This window comes from Bradyrhizobium sp. CB3481 (assembly GCF_029714305.1).
GTDB lineage: Bacteria > Pseudomonadota > Alphaproteobacteria > Rhizobiales > Xanthobacteraceae > Bradyrhizobium.
The window spans coordinates 6,949,067-6,964,353 of the sequence record NZ_CP121647.1 but is presented as its reverse complement, the minus strand read 5'-3'; the positions used below and the strand labels follow the sequence as shown (position 1 = coordinate 6,964,353).

Annotated in this window: 17 protein-coding genes; 6 read left to right on the top strand and 11 right to left on the bottom strand. The window is 63.9% G+C overall.

The annotated features are described in order from the left end of the window. Positions 1-58: 58 nt before the first annotated feature. Together QA643_RS33690 and QA643_RS33685 are read right to left on the bottom strand one after the other, a co-directional pair. On the bottom strand, positions 59-280 hold the full coding sequence (locus QA643_RS33690; RefSeq protein ID WP_283029957.1) for a hypothetical protein: 222 nt from the start codon (positions 278-280) through the stop codon (positions 59-61). A 222-nt stretch (positions 281-502) separates the two neighbouring features. Next, positions 503-901, bottom strand: coding sequence for a hypothetical protein (locus QA643_RS33685; protein WP_283029956.1), 399 nt, complete (start codon positions 899-901; stop codon positions 503-505). A 349-nt stretch (positions 902-1,250) separates the two neighbouring features. Between QA643_RS33685 and QA643_RS33680 the strand changes: the two genes are divergently transcribed. Beyond that, positions 1,251-2,093: a GNAT family N-acetyltransferase gene (locus tag QA643_RS33680; RefSeq protein ID WP_283029955.1), complete on the top strand. Its 843-nt coding sequence runs from the start codon at positions 1,251-1,253 to the stop codon at positions 2,091-2,093. An 11-nt stretch (positions 2,094-2,104) separates the two neighbouring features. On the opposite strand, the gene QA643_RS33675 is transcribed toward QA643_RS33680, so the two are convergent. The 3 genes from QA643_RS33675 to QA643_RS33665 form a co-directional block, all read right to left on the bottom strand. Then, positions 2,105-3,172 carry an AI-2E family transporter gene (locus QA643_RS33675; protein WP_283029954.1) on the bottom strand — a complete coding sequence of 356 codons (1,068 nt, stop codon included), beginning with the start codon at positions 3,170-3,172 and terminating at the stop codon, positions 2,105-2,107. Between the two features lie 160 nt (positions 3,173-3,332). Next, positions 3,333-3,794, bottom strand: a complete 462-nt coding sequence (locus QA643_RS33670; protein ID WP_283029953.1) for a cupredoxin family protein — start codon at positions 3,792-3,794, stop codon at positions 3,333-3,335. A 134-nt stretch (positions 3,795-3,928) separates the two neighbouring features. Next, a complete protein-coding gene (locus QA643_RS33665; RefSeq protein ID WP_283029952.1) occupies positions 3,929-4,393 on the bottom strand; it encodes a hypothetical protein in 465 nt (154 codons plus the stop codon). A 249-nt stretch (positions 4,394-4,642) separates the two neighbouring features. On the opposite strand from QA643_RS33665, the gene QA643_RS33660 reads away from it, so the two are divergent. Then, the gene (locus QA643_RS33660; RefSeq protein WP_283035018.1) at positions 4,643-5,860 is read left to right on the top strand and encodes an MFS transporter; all 1,218 of its coding nucleotides are present in this window, start codon (positions 4,643-4,645) and stop codon (positions 5,858-5,860) included. Positions 5,861-5,905: 45 nt separating this feature from the next. Here QA643_RS33660 and QA643_RS33655 read toward each other — a convergent pair whose 3' ends face one another. Further along, positions 5,906-6,310 (bottom strand): DUF4864 domain-containing protein, encoded by a 405-nt coding sequence (locus tag QA643_RS33655; protein WP_283029951.1) that lies wholly within the window; start codon positions 6,308-6,310, stop codon positions 5,906-5,908. A gap of 130 nt (positions 6,311-6,440) precedes the next feature. Continuing rightward, on the bottom strand, positions 6,441-6,866 hold the full coding sequence (locus QA643_RS33650; RefSeq protein ID WP_283029950.1) for a cupin domain-containing protein: 426 nt from the start codon (positions 6,864-6,866) through the stop codon (positions 6,441-6,443). 117 nt (positions 6,867-6,983) lie between these two features. Between QA643_RS33650 and QA643_RS33645 the strand changes: the two genes are divergently transcribed. Next, entirely contained in the window at positions 6,984-7,874 is an 891-nt protein-coding gene (locus QA643_RS33645; protein ID WP_283029949.1) for a LysR family transcriptional regulator, read from the top strand. Between the two features lie 79 nt (positions 7,875-7,953). On the opposite strand, the gene QA643_RS33640 is transcribed toward QA643_RS33645, so the two are convergent. Both QA643_RS33640 and QA643_RS33635 read right to left on the bottom strand, forming a co-directional pair. Next, positions 7,954-8,733 (bottom strand): crotonase/enoyl-CoA hydratase family protein, encoded by a 780-nt coding sequence (locus tag QA643_RS33640; protein ID WP_283029948.1) that lies wholly within the window; start codon positions 8,731-8,733, stop codon positions 7,954-7,956. 42 nt (positions 8,734-8,775) lie between these two features. Next, positions 8,776-9,264, bottom strand: a complete 489-nt coding sequence (locus tag QA643_RS33635; RefSeq protein WP_283029947.1) for a tautomerase enzyme — start codon at positions 9,262-9,264, stop codon at positions 8,776-8,778. Between the two features lie 118 nt (positions 9,265-9,382). On the opposite strand from QA643_RS33635, the gene QA643_RS33630 reads away from it, so the two are divergent. After that, the gene (locus QA643_RS33630; RefSeq protein WP_283029946.1) at positions 9,383-9,994 is read left to right on the top strand and encodes a helix-turn-helix domain-containing protein; all 612 of its coding nucleotides are present in this window, start codon (positions 9,383-9,385) and stop codon (positions 9,992-9,994) included. A 34-nt stretch (positions 9,995-10,028) separates the two neighbouring features. Here QA643_RS33630 and QA643_RS33625 read toward each other — a convergent pair whose 3' ends face one another. Both QA643_RS33625 and QA643_RS33620 read right to left on the bottom strand, forming a co-directional pair. Next, positions 10,029-11,624, bottom strand: a complete 1,596-nt coding sequence (locus QA643_RS33625; protein ID WP_283029945.1) for an ATP-binding protein — start codon at positions 11,622-11,624, stop codon at positions 10,029-10,031. A 153-nt stretch (positions 11,625-11,777) separates the two neighbouring features. Then, a complete protein-coding gene (locus tag QA643_RS33620) occupies positions 11,778-12,326 on the bottom strand; it encodes a cupin domain-containing protein (RefSeq protein ID WP_283029944.1) in 549 nt (182 codons plus the stop codon). 154 nt (positions 12,327-12,480) lie between these two features. On the opposite strand from QA643_RS33620, the gene QA643_RS33615 reads away from it, so the two are divergent. Both QA643_RS33615 and QA643_RS33610 read left to right on the top strand, forming a co-directional pair. Then, positions 12,481-13,809 carry an aspartate aminotransferase family protein gene (locus QA643_RS33615; RefSeq protein ID WP_283029943.1) on the top strand — a complete coding sequence of 443 codons (1,329 nt, stop codon included), beginning with the start codon at positions 12,481-12,483 and terminating at the stop codon, positions 13,807-13,809. 154 nt (positions 13,810-13,963) lie between these two features. Continuing rightward, positions 13,964-15,229, top strand: coding sequence for a D-amino acid dehydrogenase (locus QA643_RS33610; protein WP_283029942.1), 1,266 nt, complete (start codon positions 13,964-13,966; stop codon positions 15,227-15,229). The last annotated feature ends 58 nt before the right edge of the window (positions 15,230-15,287 follow it).

Sequence of the window (15,287 nt, the reverse complement as noted above, 5' to 3'; positions counted from 1 at the left end):
CCGCGGGCTTTCTCCCGGCGAAGGGTAGCCGTTCGTCAAATTGGCGAAAGCGGTATTTCTATTTCGGGCGGATGGCTGGTGCTTCGCCGGCGGGCCGGCGGATTTTCAGCCACGGATTGACCTGTGAGGCTTCTATCATCTGCGCCCGCCGCAACAGCAGTTCCCGGGCCATGCTACCGGGCGGCTGCTGTTCCGCAGCTTCCCTGAATTTGTGCGCTTCTTCTTCCAGCCGCTCCGCAAAAGTCTTGATATGATTGATCCGTGTACGCTGGTGAGCCATCTGGCCGGATCCCTGTTGAACGACAACGCCCCGGCTTCTTGTAGGAAGTCACCTCGTGTTCCGTCTGTCCGATAGTGAACAGACGCTCGGCGGAATCAGCGACAGCAGGTGTGACCCATCGATCGGGCGTTCTGTGGCCGGGCATTGCCGTCTGAATTACAGCGTCGCTTCGCTCGCCTTTGCCCGGCCGTCATCAACGGCAACAAACCCGCACGGGGCGGCTCAGTTGCAATAGGTCCAGCCACCATAGCCGTCGTCGCACCGCGCCCGCGTGCGGTAAGGTACGCTCAGCGGCGGCCGCGGCGCGTATTCGTAGTCCTGGGCGTAGTAGCGCTCGGGATAGGCGGGCGTGCGCTCGACATAGATCGGCTGCGCGGCGTAGGCCGGACCGTAATCGCCGTACACCGCCGCCGGTGCGCGATAGGCCGGCGGCGCGCCGTAAGAGCGATAGCCGTAGCCGGGTTCTGCATACGGCCGGTGATCGGCGCGCGGACGCACCTGGATGTTGGCCGACGGCGCATAGATTCCGCCCGGTGCGACGTAGACGGACGACAGGTCGCTGGCTGAAGCAGTCGCCGAACAAAGGACGACAAAGGCCAGCGTGAGCGATGATCGGTACATGTGTGAAGCCTCCAACAAACTCGAGCCGCGCCAGCCAGCACGGTTAATTTTCGCTAAACAATCTGCGGCGCGCAATGATATTTTGTGCGTCGATGTGTGCCATTTCTGGACTGCCCACAGTGTATGCGGATTGTGAATTGGGAACTGTGATGACATCGAGGAGTCAGGCGCAATGGCGTGTTGTGATTCCGCGGCCGAGCAGCGTCATTGCGAGCAGCGTTCGCGACGAAGCAATCCATCTGTCTGCTTGCGGCGCTATGGATTGCTTCGCGGCGCCCGTCATCGGGCGCGCATTCGCGCGACCCGTTGGCTCGCAATGACGCTGACGCGTAGTCGAGGATCGTCGTCCATGAACACCTTCACCATCCGCGCCATGCGACCCGACGAAATCCCGATCGCAATCGAATGGGCCGCGGCCGAAGGCTGGAATCCAGGCCTTGGCGATGCCGCCTGTTTTGCCACCGTCGATCCGCAAGGTTTTCTGATCGGCGAGCTCGACGGCCAGCCGGCGGCCACCGTCTCCTGCATCAATTACGACGCGCGCTTTGCCTTCCTCGGCTTCTATATCGTGCGGCCTGATTTGCGCGGCAAAGGCTTTGGCTTGCAAATATGGAATGCGGCGATCGCGCATGCAGGATCGCGCGTGATCGGGCTCGATGGCGTGGTGGCGCAGCAGGACAATTACAGGAAGTCTGGTTTTGCACTTGCTTACGCCAACATCCGCTATGGCGGCGTGGCCATAGCGCCGCATGCGCCGCGGAGCGATGTCGTCGCGCTCGGCGACGTGCCGTTCGCAGATGTCGCTGCGGACGATGCAACGGTGTTTCCAGCGCCGCGATCTTCCTTTTTGCGCGCGTGGATCGGCGCATCAGGACATGTCGGGAGCGCGCTGATGCGGGACGGGAAACTTGCGGGCTGGGGCGTGATCCGCCCGTGCCGCAGGGGACGGAAGATCGGGCCGCTGGTGGCGGATGACCGCGCGACGGCCGAAGCGGTGCTGTCGGCGCTGCTCGCCAGGACGGGCGGCGGTGAGATTTTTCTCGATGTGCCCAGCGTCAACCGCGAGGCGATCGCGCTGGCGGAAAGTCTTGGGCTTGCGCCGGTGTTCGAGACCGCGCGCATGTATACCGGCGCGATCGCGCCATTGCGGCTGGAGCGGGTGTTCGGGGTTACCAGCTTCGAATTGGGATAGCTGCGCGTGAACTATTCACCCGCCGCCTCATCCTGCGGCGTCCGCCGCGACGCGACGAAAATTTCCCAGCTCACCATGAAGATCGCGGCGATCAGCGGCCCCAGCACAAAACCGTTGAGGCCGAACACGTCGATGCCGCCGAGCGTCGAGATCAGCACGACGTAATCCGGCAGCTTGGTATCCTTGCCGACGAGGAACGGCCGCAGCAGATTGTCGACGAGGCCGATGACCAGCACGCCATAGGCGATCAGGCCAAGGCCCTGCCAGATCGCGCCGGTGGCGAGAAAATAGATCGCGACGGGGACCCAGACGAGGCCGGCGCCGATCGCGGGCACCAGTGACAGGAATGCCATCAGCACGGCCCATAGCAGCGCGGCGTGAACGCCGAGGAACCAGAAGGCGAGGCCGCCGAGCGCGCCCTGCGCCATCGCCACCAGGATGCCGCCCTTGACGGTGGCGCGGACGACATCGGCAAAGCGGCTGAACAGCGCTGACTTCCGGTCGGGCCGCAGCGGCACCGCCGCCTTGATGCTTTCGGCAAGCCTGCCGCCATCGCGCATCAGGAAGAACAGCAGGTACAGCATGATGCCGAGGCTGATCATGAACTCGAACGTGTTCATGCCGATGCTGAGCGCCTGCGGTGCCAGGATCTGGCCGCCCTTCATCAGGCTGGACGATAGGGTCTCGCGAAGCCCGGCAAAGTTGGTCAGGTTGAGGCGTTCCAGCCAGCCGACCGCCCAGGCCGGCAGTGCATCGAACACGCGCTGGATGTAGCCGGCGAGGTCATATTCGCCGGACTGGATCTTTCCGAACAGGCCGGTCGCTTCCTGGACCAGCGAGGTCGCGACGATCGCAAGCGGCAGAATCACCATGGCGATGACGAGAAGGACGGTCAGCAGCGCCGCGAGATTTTGCCGGCCTCCCACCGATGCGAGCAGCCTTCGGTTCACCGGCGCAAAGATCACGGCGACGATGATCGCCCACAGCACCGCGCCGTAGAACGGGTACAAAACCCAGCCGAACGCCAATGTGACGACAAACAGCAGAAGCAGGAACGTCTGGTCGTCGATTCGTCGCACGGGTGTCCTGTTCCTTGGCGTTCATCGAAGGCGGCGGCTGCTGAGCGCTTGTCGCACGACCAGGATGAAAAGGAAATGTAGGATGAGTAGAGCCAATAGCGCGCGCATTCGCGCGACCCATTGGCTCCGCCCATCCTGCGAGGCTGCAGTGTCTGTATCGTTACTTCACTGTCACCTGGCCGATCATGCCGTTCTCGCGGTGGCCGGGGATCAGGCACGAATATTCGAACGTGCCTGATTTGCTGAACTTCCAGACGATCTCGGCGGATTTCTTCGGCGTGAGCCGCACGGCGTTCGGCTCCTCGTGGTCCATGTGCGGGTGCTTTTGCATGTCCTCGGCGTGCTTCAGGTTCTCTTCCGTGGTGGCGAGCAGGAACTCGTGATCATCCTGGCCGACATTGCGAAGCACGAAGCGGATCTGCTCGCCGCGCTTCACCTCGATGCTTGCGGGCGCATACTTCATCTCGCTCATGTCGATCTCGACAGTGCGTGAGGGTTTCCTGGGGTCGCCGGGCTCGCCTGCCGAATAGGCTTCATGGGCGTGCTTGTCGTGGCCGAATGCCAGTGGCGTCCATGCCGAAACCGCGATCAGGGCGAGGCTGACCGTCATGATCTTCTTCATCTCTGTTCTCTCTCTCTCTCTCTCTCTCTTTCCTTGTCAGCGAGCGTCGCCGCGATGCGCGGCTCGCCAGCGCTGATCCATAATCTTGCAGTAAGCATGGGCATGCGCGCGCATCGCGCGGTCGCCCACGTCGTTTACGTCAGGGAGCAGGAGATGGGAGGACGGAAGAGCAGCGGCGGTGCTTTGCCCGGCAGGCGCTGGGAAATCTCGGAGACGTACAGCGATATCGGCGGCGACGGCATTGCGAGGATGGGCGGATCGGCGGTGATTGCGGAGACGCAGAGCATGGCGCAGCACGGGCCCGCAGAACCCTTGCCGTCGTGCTCGTGCTTGGCCGGCTCGGGCATCACGCGGCCCGCATCGGCATGCATCGCATGTTGATCGGCCTGCACCTCGTGATGCTGATGCGCGGCTACCTGTCCGGCCTGGACATCCCCGTGGACGTGCGCACCGGCCGCCGTCCAGGGCAGGTGCATGAGGCAGGATGCGGCATCGCCGAGCGCCAGCGCCGCGCCCGGCGTAAGCACGCAAAACAGATAGAGCAGGGCGGCAAACCACCCTGCTTTGGCGCGCGCAGGTCTCGTCAGGCGAACGAACATGATGGGAAATTAGTACCGATGGACGATTGAGCCAAGGCGGTTGGGTTTGGTCATTCCGGGGCGATGCGAGAGCATCGAACCCGGAATCTCGAGATTCCGGGTTCATGCTGCGCATGCCCCGGAATGACGGAGTACCCCCAACACATCTGCATGCCCAATATCGCGGCATTGTGGCTTGACGTTAGGCGATTTGCCGCCGAAGTTGCGTCCGCCGTGGTCATTTCTTCTGAACTTTCCCGAGATTCCGACCTGTTCATTCCCGACTCGCGCCGGGCGTGGATACGCCTTGCCGTCGCCGTGCTGATCGGCTCGCTCGGCAGCGTCGGCATGTGGTCGGTGGTGGTCGCGCTGCCGGTGGTGCAGACCGAGTTCGCGGCCAGCCGCGGCACCGCCTCGCTCGCCTTCACCATGATCATGCTCGGCTTCGGTTCCGGCGCGGTGCTGACCGGCAAGATCACCGATCGCTACGGCATCGTCACCGCGATCGGGCTCGGCATCGGCATTCTCGGCCTCGGCTATGTGGTCGCGGGAATGTCGACCTCGATCTGGCATTTCATCCTGGTGCATTTCGCGATCGGACTGTCGTCGTCGGCCACTTTCGGCCCACTGATGGCGGAGGCCTCGCACTGGTTCGTCCGCTACCGCGGGCTTGCCGTCGCGGTCGCTGCCAGCGGCAATTATATCGGCGGCGCGGTCTGGCCGCCGCTGGTCAATTACGGCATCGAGACGATGGGCTGGCGCACCACCCATATCGTGCTCGGTATCTTCACGGCGGTGGCCATGACGCTGGCGCTGGTCGTCTTGCGCCTGTTGATGGGGGCAGGTGGGCAGCGCGACCACCAGAACGCGGCGCCGCCGCGCGTCGACCTGCGGATATCCACCAATGCGCTGACGGCGATCCTCTCGCTCGCCGCGATCGCCTGCTGCGTCGCGATGTCGATGCCGCAAGTTCACATCGTCGCCTATTGCGGCGATCTCGGTTATGGCGTGGCGCGCGGCGCCGAGATGCTCTCGCTGATGCTGGGATTCGGCATCATCAGCCGGATCGGCTCCGGTTTTCTTGCCGACAAGATCGGCGGCATCCGCACGCTCTTGATCGGCTCGGTGGCGCAGGGCACCGCGCTGTTGTTCTATCTGTTCTTCGACAGCCTGACCTCGCTCTACGTCATCTCGGCGATGTTCGGCCTGTTCCAGGGCGGCATCGTGCCGAGCTACGCCATCATCGTCCGCGAGGCGATGCCGGCCGCGGAAGCCGCGACCCGCGTCGGCATCGTGATCTTCGCCTCCGTGTTCGGCATGTCGTTCGGCGGCTGGATTTCCGGCGCGATCTTCGACGCCACCGGCTCCTACACCGCCGCGTTTGCCAATGGCCTGGCGTGGAACGCACTCAACATCGGCATCATGCTGCTGCTGTTGATGCGCGCGCGCGCGTATTCCGCAAAAGTGGGTACCGGTTTTGCGGCTTGAATACGCGCAAAAAAACGAGCTTCGGCGGCTGGCGGTGGCGTAACCCTACACTGACTGTCCGGCCTTCAGGAGCGAGCAGCCGGTGATTTTCAGGCTGCCGTCGCTCTGCTGCTCCAGCGTATACATCGCCTCCCACACCTCGCCATTGTCGTCGACGATGTGGACGCGCTGGGCGATATGGCCGCCGGCGGCGCGTGCCTCGCCGAACTCGAAGCTTTTGTGGCGATAGACCGGCGCGTAGCCCTGGCGGACCATCTGCATGAAGATGTTGGCCTGCGGGAACAGCTGCCTGATCTCGGGCGCCGCATGGGAGTAAGCGGCCACGGCGTCGTCGCGGCTGAACGCCCGCTCCTGCGCGCGGATCACGCTTTGCGCCTCGGCGACGTCATCGGCGCGGGCAGGGGCGGAAAGGCCGAGCAGGATTGCGACGATCAAGATGATTGCGCGCACGGCACACTCCCGCTTCTCGCGTCAGTCCGACCGCGCCAAGGTTACACACGGCCGGACATGCGCGCAAATCACGACTGGCTTGGCAACATGCGGCATGCCGGGACAGGCCCGGCCATGCCGATGCGACGCCCTAGTGTCCCATCAGATCGAGAAACGGCGTGTCGTTGGCGCTGACATAGAAGATGACCACCTTCGTCGGTTCGGTGGCACTGCGGTTATAGCCGGTCATCGGCACTTTGGGCGGCTCGACCAGCGCTTCGCCGGCTTTCACCGTGAGCGGCGGGCGGCCGTCGAGCTCGAGCGTGAAGGCGCCTTCGAGGACGTAAACCGTTACCGGAAAACGATGGGTGTGATAGACGGTCTTGTCGCCGGGCTTGAAGGTCGCCGTCATCACCCGGACGGTCTGCTTGCCGTCCGTCGGCAATCCCTCGACGACTTGTTGCAGCACCATGTTCGGCTTGGCGATATTGGGGTCGGCTGCGCCGTGCTGTTGCGCCCAAGCCGGACTGCCAAGGCTGGCAATCAGGGCGATGCAGGGGATGAGGGGGCTGCGCATATATCGCTCCTTTGTTCGTCTTGGCCGCTGCTTCGGTTCAAGACCGTAAGGCGGCGCGGCCATGTCGCGGGAGCCGCAAGATTGCGAGGGACCGCTCCAAAAGTGCATAATGGCCGGATGTTTGACTGGAATGACCTGAAATACTTTCTGGCCGTCGCGCGCCACGGCAGCACGATCGCTGCCGGCAAGGCGCTTGGCACCAGCCAGTCGACCGTGCATCGCAGGCTCGAGGAACTAGAGCGCCGGATCGGCCAGGCGCTCGTGACACGGCAAGCCAGGGGCTATCGCCTCACCGAATACGGCACGACGCTGCTGCCCTTCGCCGAACGCATCGAGGCCGCAGTCGGGGATTTTCAGCGGCGGGCCACCGATGCCGAGCAGGACATGAAAGGGACGATCCGCGTCACCTGTCCCGAGCCGATCGTCATCCGCATGACGCAGTCGGGCCTGATCGAGCGGTTTCATGCTCGCCACCCGCATCTGCGCGTCGAGTTCATCACCAGCGACCGCTATCTCGACCTGTCGAAGGGCGAGGTCGACGTCGCCTTCCGCTCAGGCGATACCGACGATGAGTTGATCGGGCGCAAGATTGCCGACTCCCTTTGGGCGGTCTATGCCAGCCGTGACTATGTCGTGCGTCACGGCAAGCCCGACCGTGTCGAGGATCTGGCACAGCATCCGCTCGTCGGCTTCGATGAGACGCTGGCGGGTCACCGCGCTGCGAAGTGGCTGAAGGAGGTCGCACCCGACGCCAAAATGCCGGTGCGCAACAACAGCGTGCTCGGCCTCGTATCCGCGGTGAAATCGGGTGCCGGCATCGGGCCGCTGCCGACGGCGCTCGGCGACGCCGAGCCGGATCTGGTTCGCGTGCTCGGGCCGGTGCCGGAGCTGACGCGAAGCTGGCGGCTGCTCACGCATCCGGACATCCGCCGTGTGCCGCGCATCGCCGCCTTCTTCGATTACATCGTCGAGCAGCGCGACGCGCTGAAGCCGATCCTGACCGGGTGAGGAGGGCAGACTGGCCGGCCGCCGATGATTCAGGCAGCAGTCTCCCTCTCCCCGCAAGAGCGGGGCGAGGGAGATCCGATCACTTGCCTTGGAATACCGCGGCGCGACGCTCGATGAAGGATTGAATGCCCTCGCGCGCATCGGCGCTGTTCAGAACACGCTCGCGGACCTTTGGGATATAGGCGATCGCCGCCTGCTCGCCCTGTTCGACATATTTCAGGGCCGCTTCCTTGGTGACCTGGATGCCGAGCGGCGCATTGCCGGCGATGATTTTTGCGAGCGCCATCGCGCGCTCGATTTGCTGGCCCGCCGGCACCACCTCCTGCACCAGGCCGATCTCGCGGGCGCGCGCGGCCGTGAACTCGTCGCACAGGAACAGGTGATACATCGCATTGCCCCAGCCGGCGCGCGACAGGAAGCGGAAATGCGCCCCGCCGAGCGGGGCGATGCCGCGCTTGGCTTCCATCTGGCAGAAGCGGGCGTCGTCGGCAGCGACGACGATGTCGCCGGCCAGCATCAATTCGATGCCGATGGTGAAGACGATGCCCTGCACGGCCGTGACGATCGGCTTTTTGCAGCGCTTCTGCAGGCCGAACACGTCGACATTGCCTTCCCTGAAATTGCGCTTCTCGGCGTTGGGGCCGAAGAATTTCGGCATGTCGAGACCGGCGGTGAAATCCTTGCCCTCGGCGCAGACGACGCCGACCCAGTAGCTGTCGTTGTTGTGCAGTTCCGTCAGCGCGTCCGACAGCTGCTCCATCATCGCCGGCGAGAACGCATTCTTCTTGGCGGGATTGTCGATGATGATCTTGAAGATGCGATCATGGGTTTCGGTGCGGATCTTTCCCTCGGTGCTCATGCTTGCCTCTCCGTCCTGATGGTTCTTGATGCAGTCGTGGCGCTATCGCTCGTATTTGACCGCGAGCGCGGTGCGGATCGCAGCGGCCCGTTCCGGCGAGAAATGCGACGGTCCGTGCTCGAGCAGGTCGAGGAACGACAGCACGCCGCCGCGCGAGCCCCAGCTTCCTTCCTCGATGATGCGGAAATTGATCCACCAGGCCGGCGAGGGCGTCTTCATCCCGCAGGCTTCCGCCAGCGCTGCATGGATGTTGCGGATCACGGCCGCGCGATCCTCGCGCGTCCAGCAGCAGTCCATCACCACGACATCGATCAGCATGACGTCGCTTGGCTTGTCCGACAATAGCTCGCCGCCATGGGCGATCATGTCGAGCGGACGCTCGGCGAAGTGGACCTGATAGCCGCGGCGGGCTTCGGCCGTGAGCTTACCCACTTCCGGCACCAGCACGGCGTCGGTCAAGGTCTTGGCCAACACGCGCCGCTGGTCGGTATTCAGCCGCCCCTGCGGCGTCATCACGTGGATAAACGTCATCTCATACCTCTTCTGTGCCGGCCCTGCCGACTATGACGGGCGTCATAACTTCACATGGAGCTGGCTATGTCAAGCGTCATAGTCTAGAATGCGCGCCATCCGGCAGACGAGGAACCCAATGACATCTGATACCCGCGCCAGGATGGTGGCTGGCGCTGCCGACCTGATGAGCCGCCGCGGCGTCAACGCCACCAGCATGCGCGAGGTGGTGCGCCACACCGGCACGCCGCGCGGCTCGATCGGGCATCATTTCCCGCGCGGCAAGCAGCAACTGATCGAGGATGCACTGGCCTTCGCCGGTAAGCAGGTCAGCGGGCCGCTCAGGCACCTCACCGAGACGCGCGGCGCGATCGCCGGCCTGCGCAGCTTCATCGCATTGTGGCGCAAGACGCTGGAACGGACGAAATTTCAGGCCGGCTGTCCGGTGCTCGCGGTTGCGGTTGAGCAATATGTCAACGACGCGACGGAAAAGGACGGCCAGCCGGACGAAGCGGCGCAGGAGCATCTGCTCGATCTCGCCAACGGCGTGTTCGCCGATTGGCAGCAGATCATGTTCACGGCGCTGCGGCGTGAAGGCGTCGCGCCGGCGCGCGCCCGGCGGCTGGCAGCGCTCGTCATCGCATCGACGGAAGGAACGGTCGCGATGTGCCGCGCCGCCCGCAGCGCCCAGCCGCTCGATGATGTCAGGCAGGAGCTCGAGCTGGTGCTCGCGGGCGCGCTGGAGAAGTGATGCCGACGCCGCGCATGGGTCTATCCACGAGAACTCACGATGCCAGCGCGGTCAGAAGCATCCGCGCCAGGTCGGCGCTGACGTAAGGTTTTGGCAGCAGCAGCACGCCGGGGTCGAGGCGGCCGTGATGGACGAGGGCGTTTTCGGCATAGCCGGAGGTATACAGCACTTTGAGGCCCGGGCGCCGTTTCACCGCCTCGGTGGCGAGCTGGCGGCCGTTCACGCCGCCGGGGAGCATCACGTCCGTGAACAGCAGGTCAATGCGTTGAGCTCCATCGATGAGCGCCAGCGCCTCGGCGGCATTGCCGGCCGCAAGCGTGCGGAATCCGAAGCGGTTGATTTGCGCCAGAACGTATTGGCGGACCAGCGGGTCGTCCTCGACAATCAGGATCGTCTCGTCGCTATGTTCGCCGGCATATGAGCCCGTCGCGCTGGCGGGCTCCTCCGCGCCGACAGTCGCGGCCTGCGGCAAATATAGCTTCACGCTCGTGCCATGGCCGACTTCGCTGTAGATCTTGATGTGTCCATTCGACTGTCTGGCGAAGCCGTATACCATGCTGAGGCCGAGCCCCGATCCTTTCCCGGCCTCCTTGGTGGTGAAGAACGGTTCGAACACCTTTTCGAGCAAGTTGCTTGGAATCCCTTCGCCGGTGTCGCTCACGGCAATCATGACGTAGTTGCCCGGTTTGACCTCGCTGTTCTGGCGGGCATAGTTCTCGTCGAGCACGACGTTCTTGGTCTCCAACGTCAGCTTGCCGCCGTCAGGCATGGCGTCGCGCGCGTTCAGGGCGAGGTTCAGGATCGCGGTTGAGAGTTGGCTCGGATCGATCAGCGCCGGCGCGGAATCGTACGCCAGCATCGATTCGATTTCGATGTGCTCGCCCAGCGTCGGGCGCAGCAGACGTGCCGCTTCGATCACCAGCGCGTTGACGTCGGTATTGCGCGGCTGCAGCGGCTGCCGGCGGGAGAAAGCGAGCAAATGCTTGGTCAGCTCGGCCCCCCGTGCTGCGGCCCCGCCCATCAGATTGGTGATCTGGGTGAGATGCGGGCGATCCTTGACGGCATCGGCGAGGATTTCGATGGTGCCGGTGATCACGGTCAGAATATTGTTGAAGTCGTGCGCCACGCCGCCGGTGAGCTGGCCGATCGCTTCCATCTTCTGCGCTTGCCGAACTTTGGCTTCGGTGGCCTCTTTCTCCTCAAAACGCTTGAGCATGGCCTCGGCCTCGCGGCGCTGCCTGACTTCTTCCTCGAGCGCGGTATAGGCATGGGCGAGCTGAATGCGCGTCGGCAGCACCAGGATTCGCGGCAGCGCCAGCAGCAGCGCGGCCGTGACCGGAACCGAGATCAGCGCCAGGAGGGCTTTGGCGACGGCTTCGATTTCATAGGCTGGAACCCACATCGTGTAGATCGATAGCAGGCGGGTCACCCCGCAGACCGCAACGAAGACCGCGAATATCAGGAATACGCCGCGGAACATCAGTTCACGATGGCGCCGCCACACAAAGAATGCCAGGACGAACGCTGTGGTAAAAAAGGCGATGGCGACCACGGCATCGGAAACGACATTCAGCCAAACCAATTCCGGCTTCCACAGCAGGCCGGCGCCATGCTCGGTGAGCTTCGACATGCGAAAAAAGCTCCAACAAGCGGCTGCATGCGAGCAGCCGCACGCTTCCGATCTCTCGGTCGGATCACGCAAACTATTCAGCTTTTTTGCAACCCGCGCAAGCGCAGCGCCCCATCACGGCGCCACAGCGGATTTGTAGAAATTTATCCTCGCTCAAAACGTCGGTGGCGTGCAGGCGCTGATTACCTCGCACGGCTTGGCGCCGACGCAGCGGAAGCGGTGGGGGCGTCGACTCTCGAAATAATAGGCATCGCCGGGATCGAGGATGCGGCGCTCGTCGTCGACGGTGACTTCGAGCCGGCCCGAGACCACGATGCCGCCTTCCTCGCCGTCATGGGTCAGCGGCACCCGCCCGGTGTCGCTGCCGGGCTCGTAGCGCTCTTTGAGGATCTGCAAAGCGCGGCCGAACAGATTGTCGCCGACCTGGCGGTAGGAGATCGGCTGCTTGCCGATCTCGGTCAGCTCATCCGAGCGGTAGAACGCCCTGCGCGGCCGCTCCGGCTCGATCGCGAAGAACTCGGCAAGCCCCATCGGCAGCCCGTCGAGGATGCGCTTCAGCGCCCCGACCGAGGGGTTCATCTGGTTGGATTCGATCAGCGAGATCGTCGAATTGGTCACCCCGGAACGCTTGGCCAGCTCGCGCTGCGACAGCTTGTGCCGGGCCCTGATAAAGCGGAGTCGCCCGCCGATATCGACGCTCATGGGAAATCCCTGTTGCAGGTGTTTCGGATCGAACAAATATGCCCCATCGAGGCTAGCAAAATCAATGAGTTGCAGGAGCGAAGAAAAGGACTTGTTATGGCTTCCCGACCATGGCCCGGTGGCATCTTGAGCTGCCAGCAAAGGAGCTAAGCCCGTGACCGTCCACCAAAAGCCGAACACCCTGCAGACCGACTCGTTCTGGATGCCTTTCACGGCCAACCGGCAGTTCAAGAAAGCGCCGCGCCTGTTCGCCTCCGCCGAGGGCATGCACTACACCACCGTCGACGGCCGCAAGGTGATCGACGGTTCCGCGGGCCTGTGGTGCGTCAATGCCGGCCACGGCCGCCGCCAGATCGCCGCAGCCGTCGAGCGGCAATTGATGACACTCGACTTTGCGCCTTCCTTCAACATGGGCCATCCGCTGGCGTTCGATTTCGCGGAGCGGCTTGCCGAGATCGCGCCGAAGGGGCTCGATCGCGTCTTCTTCACCAATTCGGGTTCTGAATCGGTCGACACCGCGCTGAAGATCGCGCTGGCCTATCAGCGTGCCATCGGGCAGGGCACGCGCACGCGCCTGATCGGCCGCGAGCGCGGCTATCACGGCGTCGGTTTTGGCGGCATGTCGGTCGGCGGCATGGTGGCGAACCGTCGCGCCTTTGCGACCCATCTGCCCGGCGTCGATCATATCCGCCATACCCATGACCTCACCCGCAACGCCTTCGCCAAGGACCTGCCCGAGCATGGCGCCGACCTCGCCGACGATCTCGAACGGATGGTCGCGCTGCATGGCGCCGACACCATCGCTGCCGTCATCGTCGAGCCGGTGCCGGGCTCGACCGCGGTGCTGCCGCCACCGAAGGGCTATTTGAAGCGCCTGCGCGAGATCGCCGACAAGCACGGCATCCTCCTGATCTTCGACGAGGTCATCACCGGCTTCGGCCGTCTCGGCACGCCGTTCGCCGCCGATTATTTCGGCGTCACGCCCGACATGATGACGACCGCCAAGGGCATCACCAACGGCACCGTGCCCTGCGGCGCGGTGTTCGCCAGCCGCAAGATCCATGACGGGCTGATGACCGGGCCGGAAGGCACGATCGAATTGTTCCATGGCTACACCTATTCGGCGCATCCGACCGCCTGCGCCGCCGGCCTTGCGACGCTCGACATCTACAAGGATGAAAAGCTTCTGACCCGCGGCGCGTCGATGGCCGACTACTGGCGTGACGGGCTGCATTCGCTTAAAGGCCTGCCGAACGTCGTCGATATCCGCAATGTCGGCCTGATGGGCGCGGTCGAAGTCGCATCGCGCAAGGAAGGCGTCGGCCTGCGCGGCTACGACGTGATGGTCGACTGCTTCAACAACGGGCTTTATTTGCGCATGAGCGGTGACAGCTTTGCATTGTCGCCGCCCTTGATCGTCGAGAAGAGCCACATCGACGACATCGTCTCGATCCTCGGCGACGCGATCAAGCGGGTGGCCTGATCCTTGCTGGCAAGGCATAGCGTTTTCGAGCGAAGTGGATCCCGGTTCGCGTGAAGAAAACGCGTCAAAAAAGATCTGGAGCCCTGTTCCGATTTAATCGGAACGGGACTCCAGTAGCCGCGGCAATATTGCCGCGGCAAATCTGTGAGGCATTGTGAAAGTCATCGTTCTCGGCAGTGGCGTGATCGGCGTCACCACGGCCTATTATCTCGCGCGCGCCGGCCATGAAGTCGTCGTCGTCGACCGCCAGGCTGCGCCCGCGCAGGAAACCAGCTTTGCCAATGCCGGCGAGGTCTCGCCCGGCTATTCCTCGCCCTGGGCCGGCCCTGGCGTGCCGGTCAAGGCGATCAAATGGCTGCTGATGCGGCACGGCCCGCTGGTGATATGGCCCAAGCTCGATCCAGTCATGTGGATCTGGGGCCTGAAGATGCTGCGCAACTGCACGACAGAGCGCTACGCCGTCAACAAGAGCCGGATGATTCCGATCGCCGAATACAGCCGCGATTGCCTGCGCGTGCTGCGCGCCGAGACCGGCATCAAATATGACGAGCGCAGCCAGGGCACGCTGCAGCTGTTCCGCAAGCAGAAGCAGCTCGATTCCACCGGCGACGATATCGCGGTACTCAAGCAATATGGCGTGCCGTATGAGGTGCTCGATCGCAACGGCTGCATCGGCGCGGAGCCAGCGCTGGCCGGCGTAAAGGACAAGTTCGTCGGGGGCCTGCGGCTGCCGCAGGACGAGACCGGCGATTGCCACATGTTTACGCAGGCGCTGGCCCAGGAAGCGGCAAAGCTCGGCGTGCAGTTCAGTTTCAACACCACGATCGAGCGGCTGGTCGCGGACGGCGACAAGATATCAGGCGTTGTTACCAGCGAAGGGCTGTTTCAGGGCGATGCCTATGTCGCCGCGCTCGGAAGCTGGTCGCCGCGATGGCTCAAGCCGATCGGCATTTCCGTTCCGGTCTATCCGGTGAAGGGCTATTCCATCACGGTGCCGATCATCGATCCCGACGGCGCGCCGGTCTCGACCGTGATGGACGAGAGCTACAAGGTCGCGATCACCCGGCTCGGGATGCGCATCCGCGTCGGCGGCACCGCGGAAATCTCGGGCTATTCGAATACGCTCGACGCAGCGCGGCGCGCGACGCTCGATCATTCGCTGACCGACATGTTCCCGCGCGGCGGCGATCTCGGCAAGGCGACGTTCTGGAGCGGCCTGCGCCCAATGACACCGGACGGACCGCCGGTGATCGGCGCGACGCGCTATGGCAATTTGCATCTCAACACCGGCCACGGCACGCTCGGCTGGACCATGGCCTGCGGCTCGGGACGGGTGCTGGCCGACCTGATTTCGGGGCGGAAGCCGGATATCGATGTGAGCGAGCTCAACGTGAGCCGCTATGATCAGCGGTTTGGGTGAGGCGATGCCCAGCGCGAAGCGACGGGTGAGGCAGACCCTCCACGTACGCGTGTCGCGC

Coding starts and splice junctions, on each gene's coding strand:
- QA643_RS33690 (WP_283029957.1), bottom strand. CDS start 280: ATGGCTCACCAGCGTACACGGATCAATCATATCAAGACTTTTGCGGAG.
- QA643_RS33685 (WP_283029956.1), bottom strand. CDS start 901: ATGTACCGATCATCGCTCACGCTGGCCTTTGTCGTCCTTTGTTCGGCG.
- QA643_RS33680 (WP_283029955.1), top strand. CDS start 1,251: ATGAACACCTTCACCATCCGCGCCATGCGACCCGACGAAATCCCGATC.
- QA643_RS33670 (WP_283029953.1), bottom strand. CDS start 3,794: ATGAAGAAGATCATGACGGTCAGCCTCGCCCTGATCGCGGTTTCGGCA.
- QA643_RS33665 (WP_283029952.1), bottom strand. CDS start 4,393: ATGTTCGTTCGCCTGACGAGACCTGCGCGCGCCAAAGCAGGGTGGTTT.
- QA643_RS33650 (WP_283029950.1), bottom strand. CDS start 6,866: ATGCGCAGCCCCCTCATCCCCTGCATCGCCCTGATTGCCAGCCTTGGC.
- QA643_RS33645 (WP_283029949.1), top strand. CDS start 6,984: ATGTTTGACTGGAATGACCTGAAATACTTTCTGGCCGTCGCGCGCCAC.
- QA643_RS33640 (WP_283029948.1), bottom strand. CDS start 8,733: ATGAGCACCGAGGGAAAGATCCGCACCGAAACCCATGATCGCATCTTC.
- QA643_RS33635 (WP_283029947.1), bottom strand. CDS start 9,264: ATGACGTTTATCCACGTGATGACGCCGCAGGGGCGGCTGAATACCGAC.
- QA643_RS33630 (WP_283029946.1), top strand. CDS start 9,383: ATGACATCTGATACCCGCGCCAGGATGGTGGCTGGCGCTGCCGACCTG.
- QA643_RS33625 (WP_283029945.1), bottom strand. CDS start 11,624: ATGTCGAAGCTCACCGAGCATGGCGCCGGCCTGCTGTGGAAGCCGGAA.
- QA643_RS33620 (WP_283029944.1), bottom strand. CDS start 12,326: ATGAGCGTCGATATCGGCGGGCGACTCCGCTTTATCAGGGCCCGGCAC.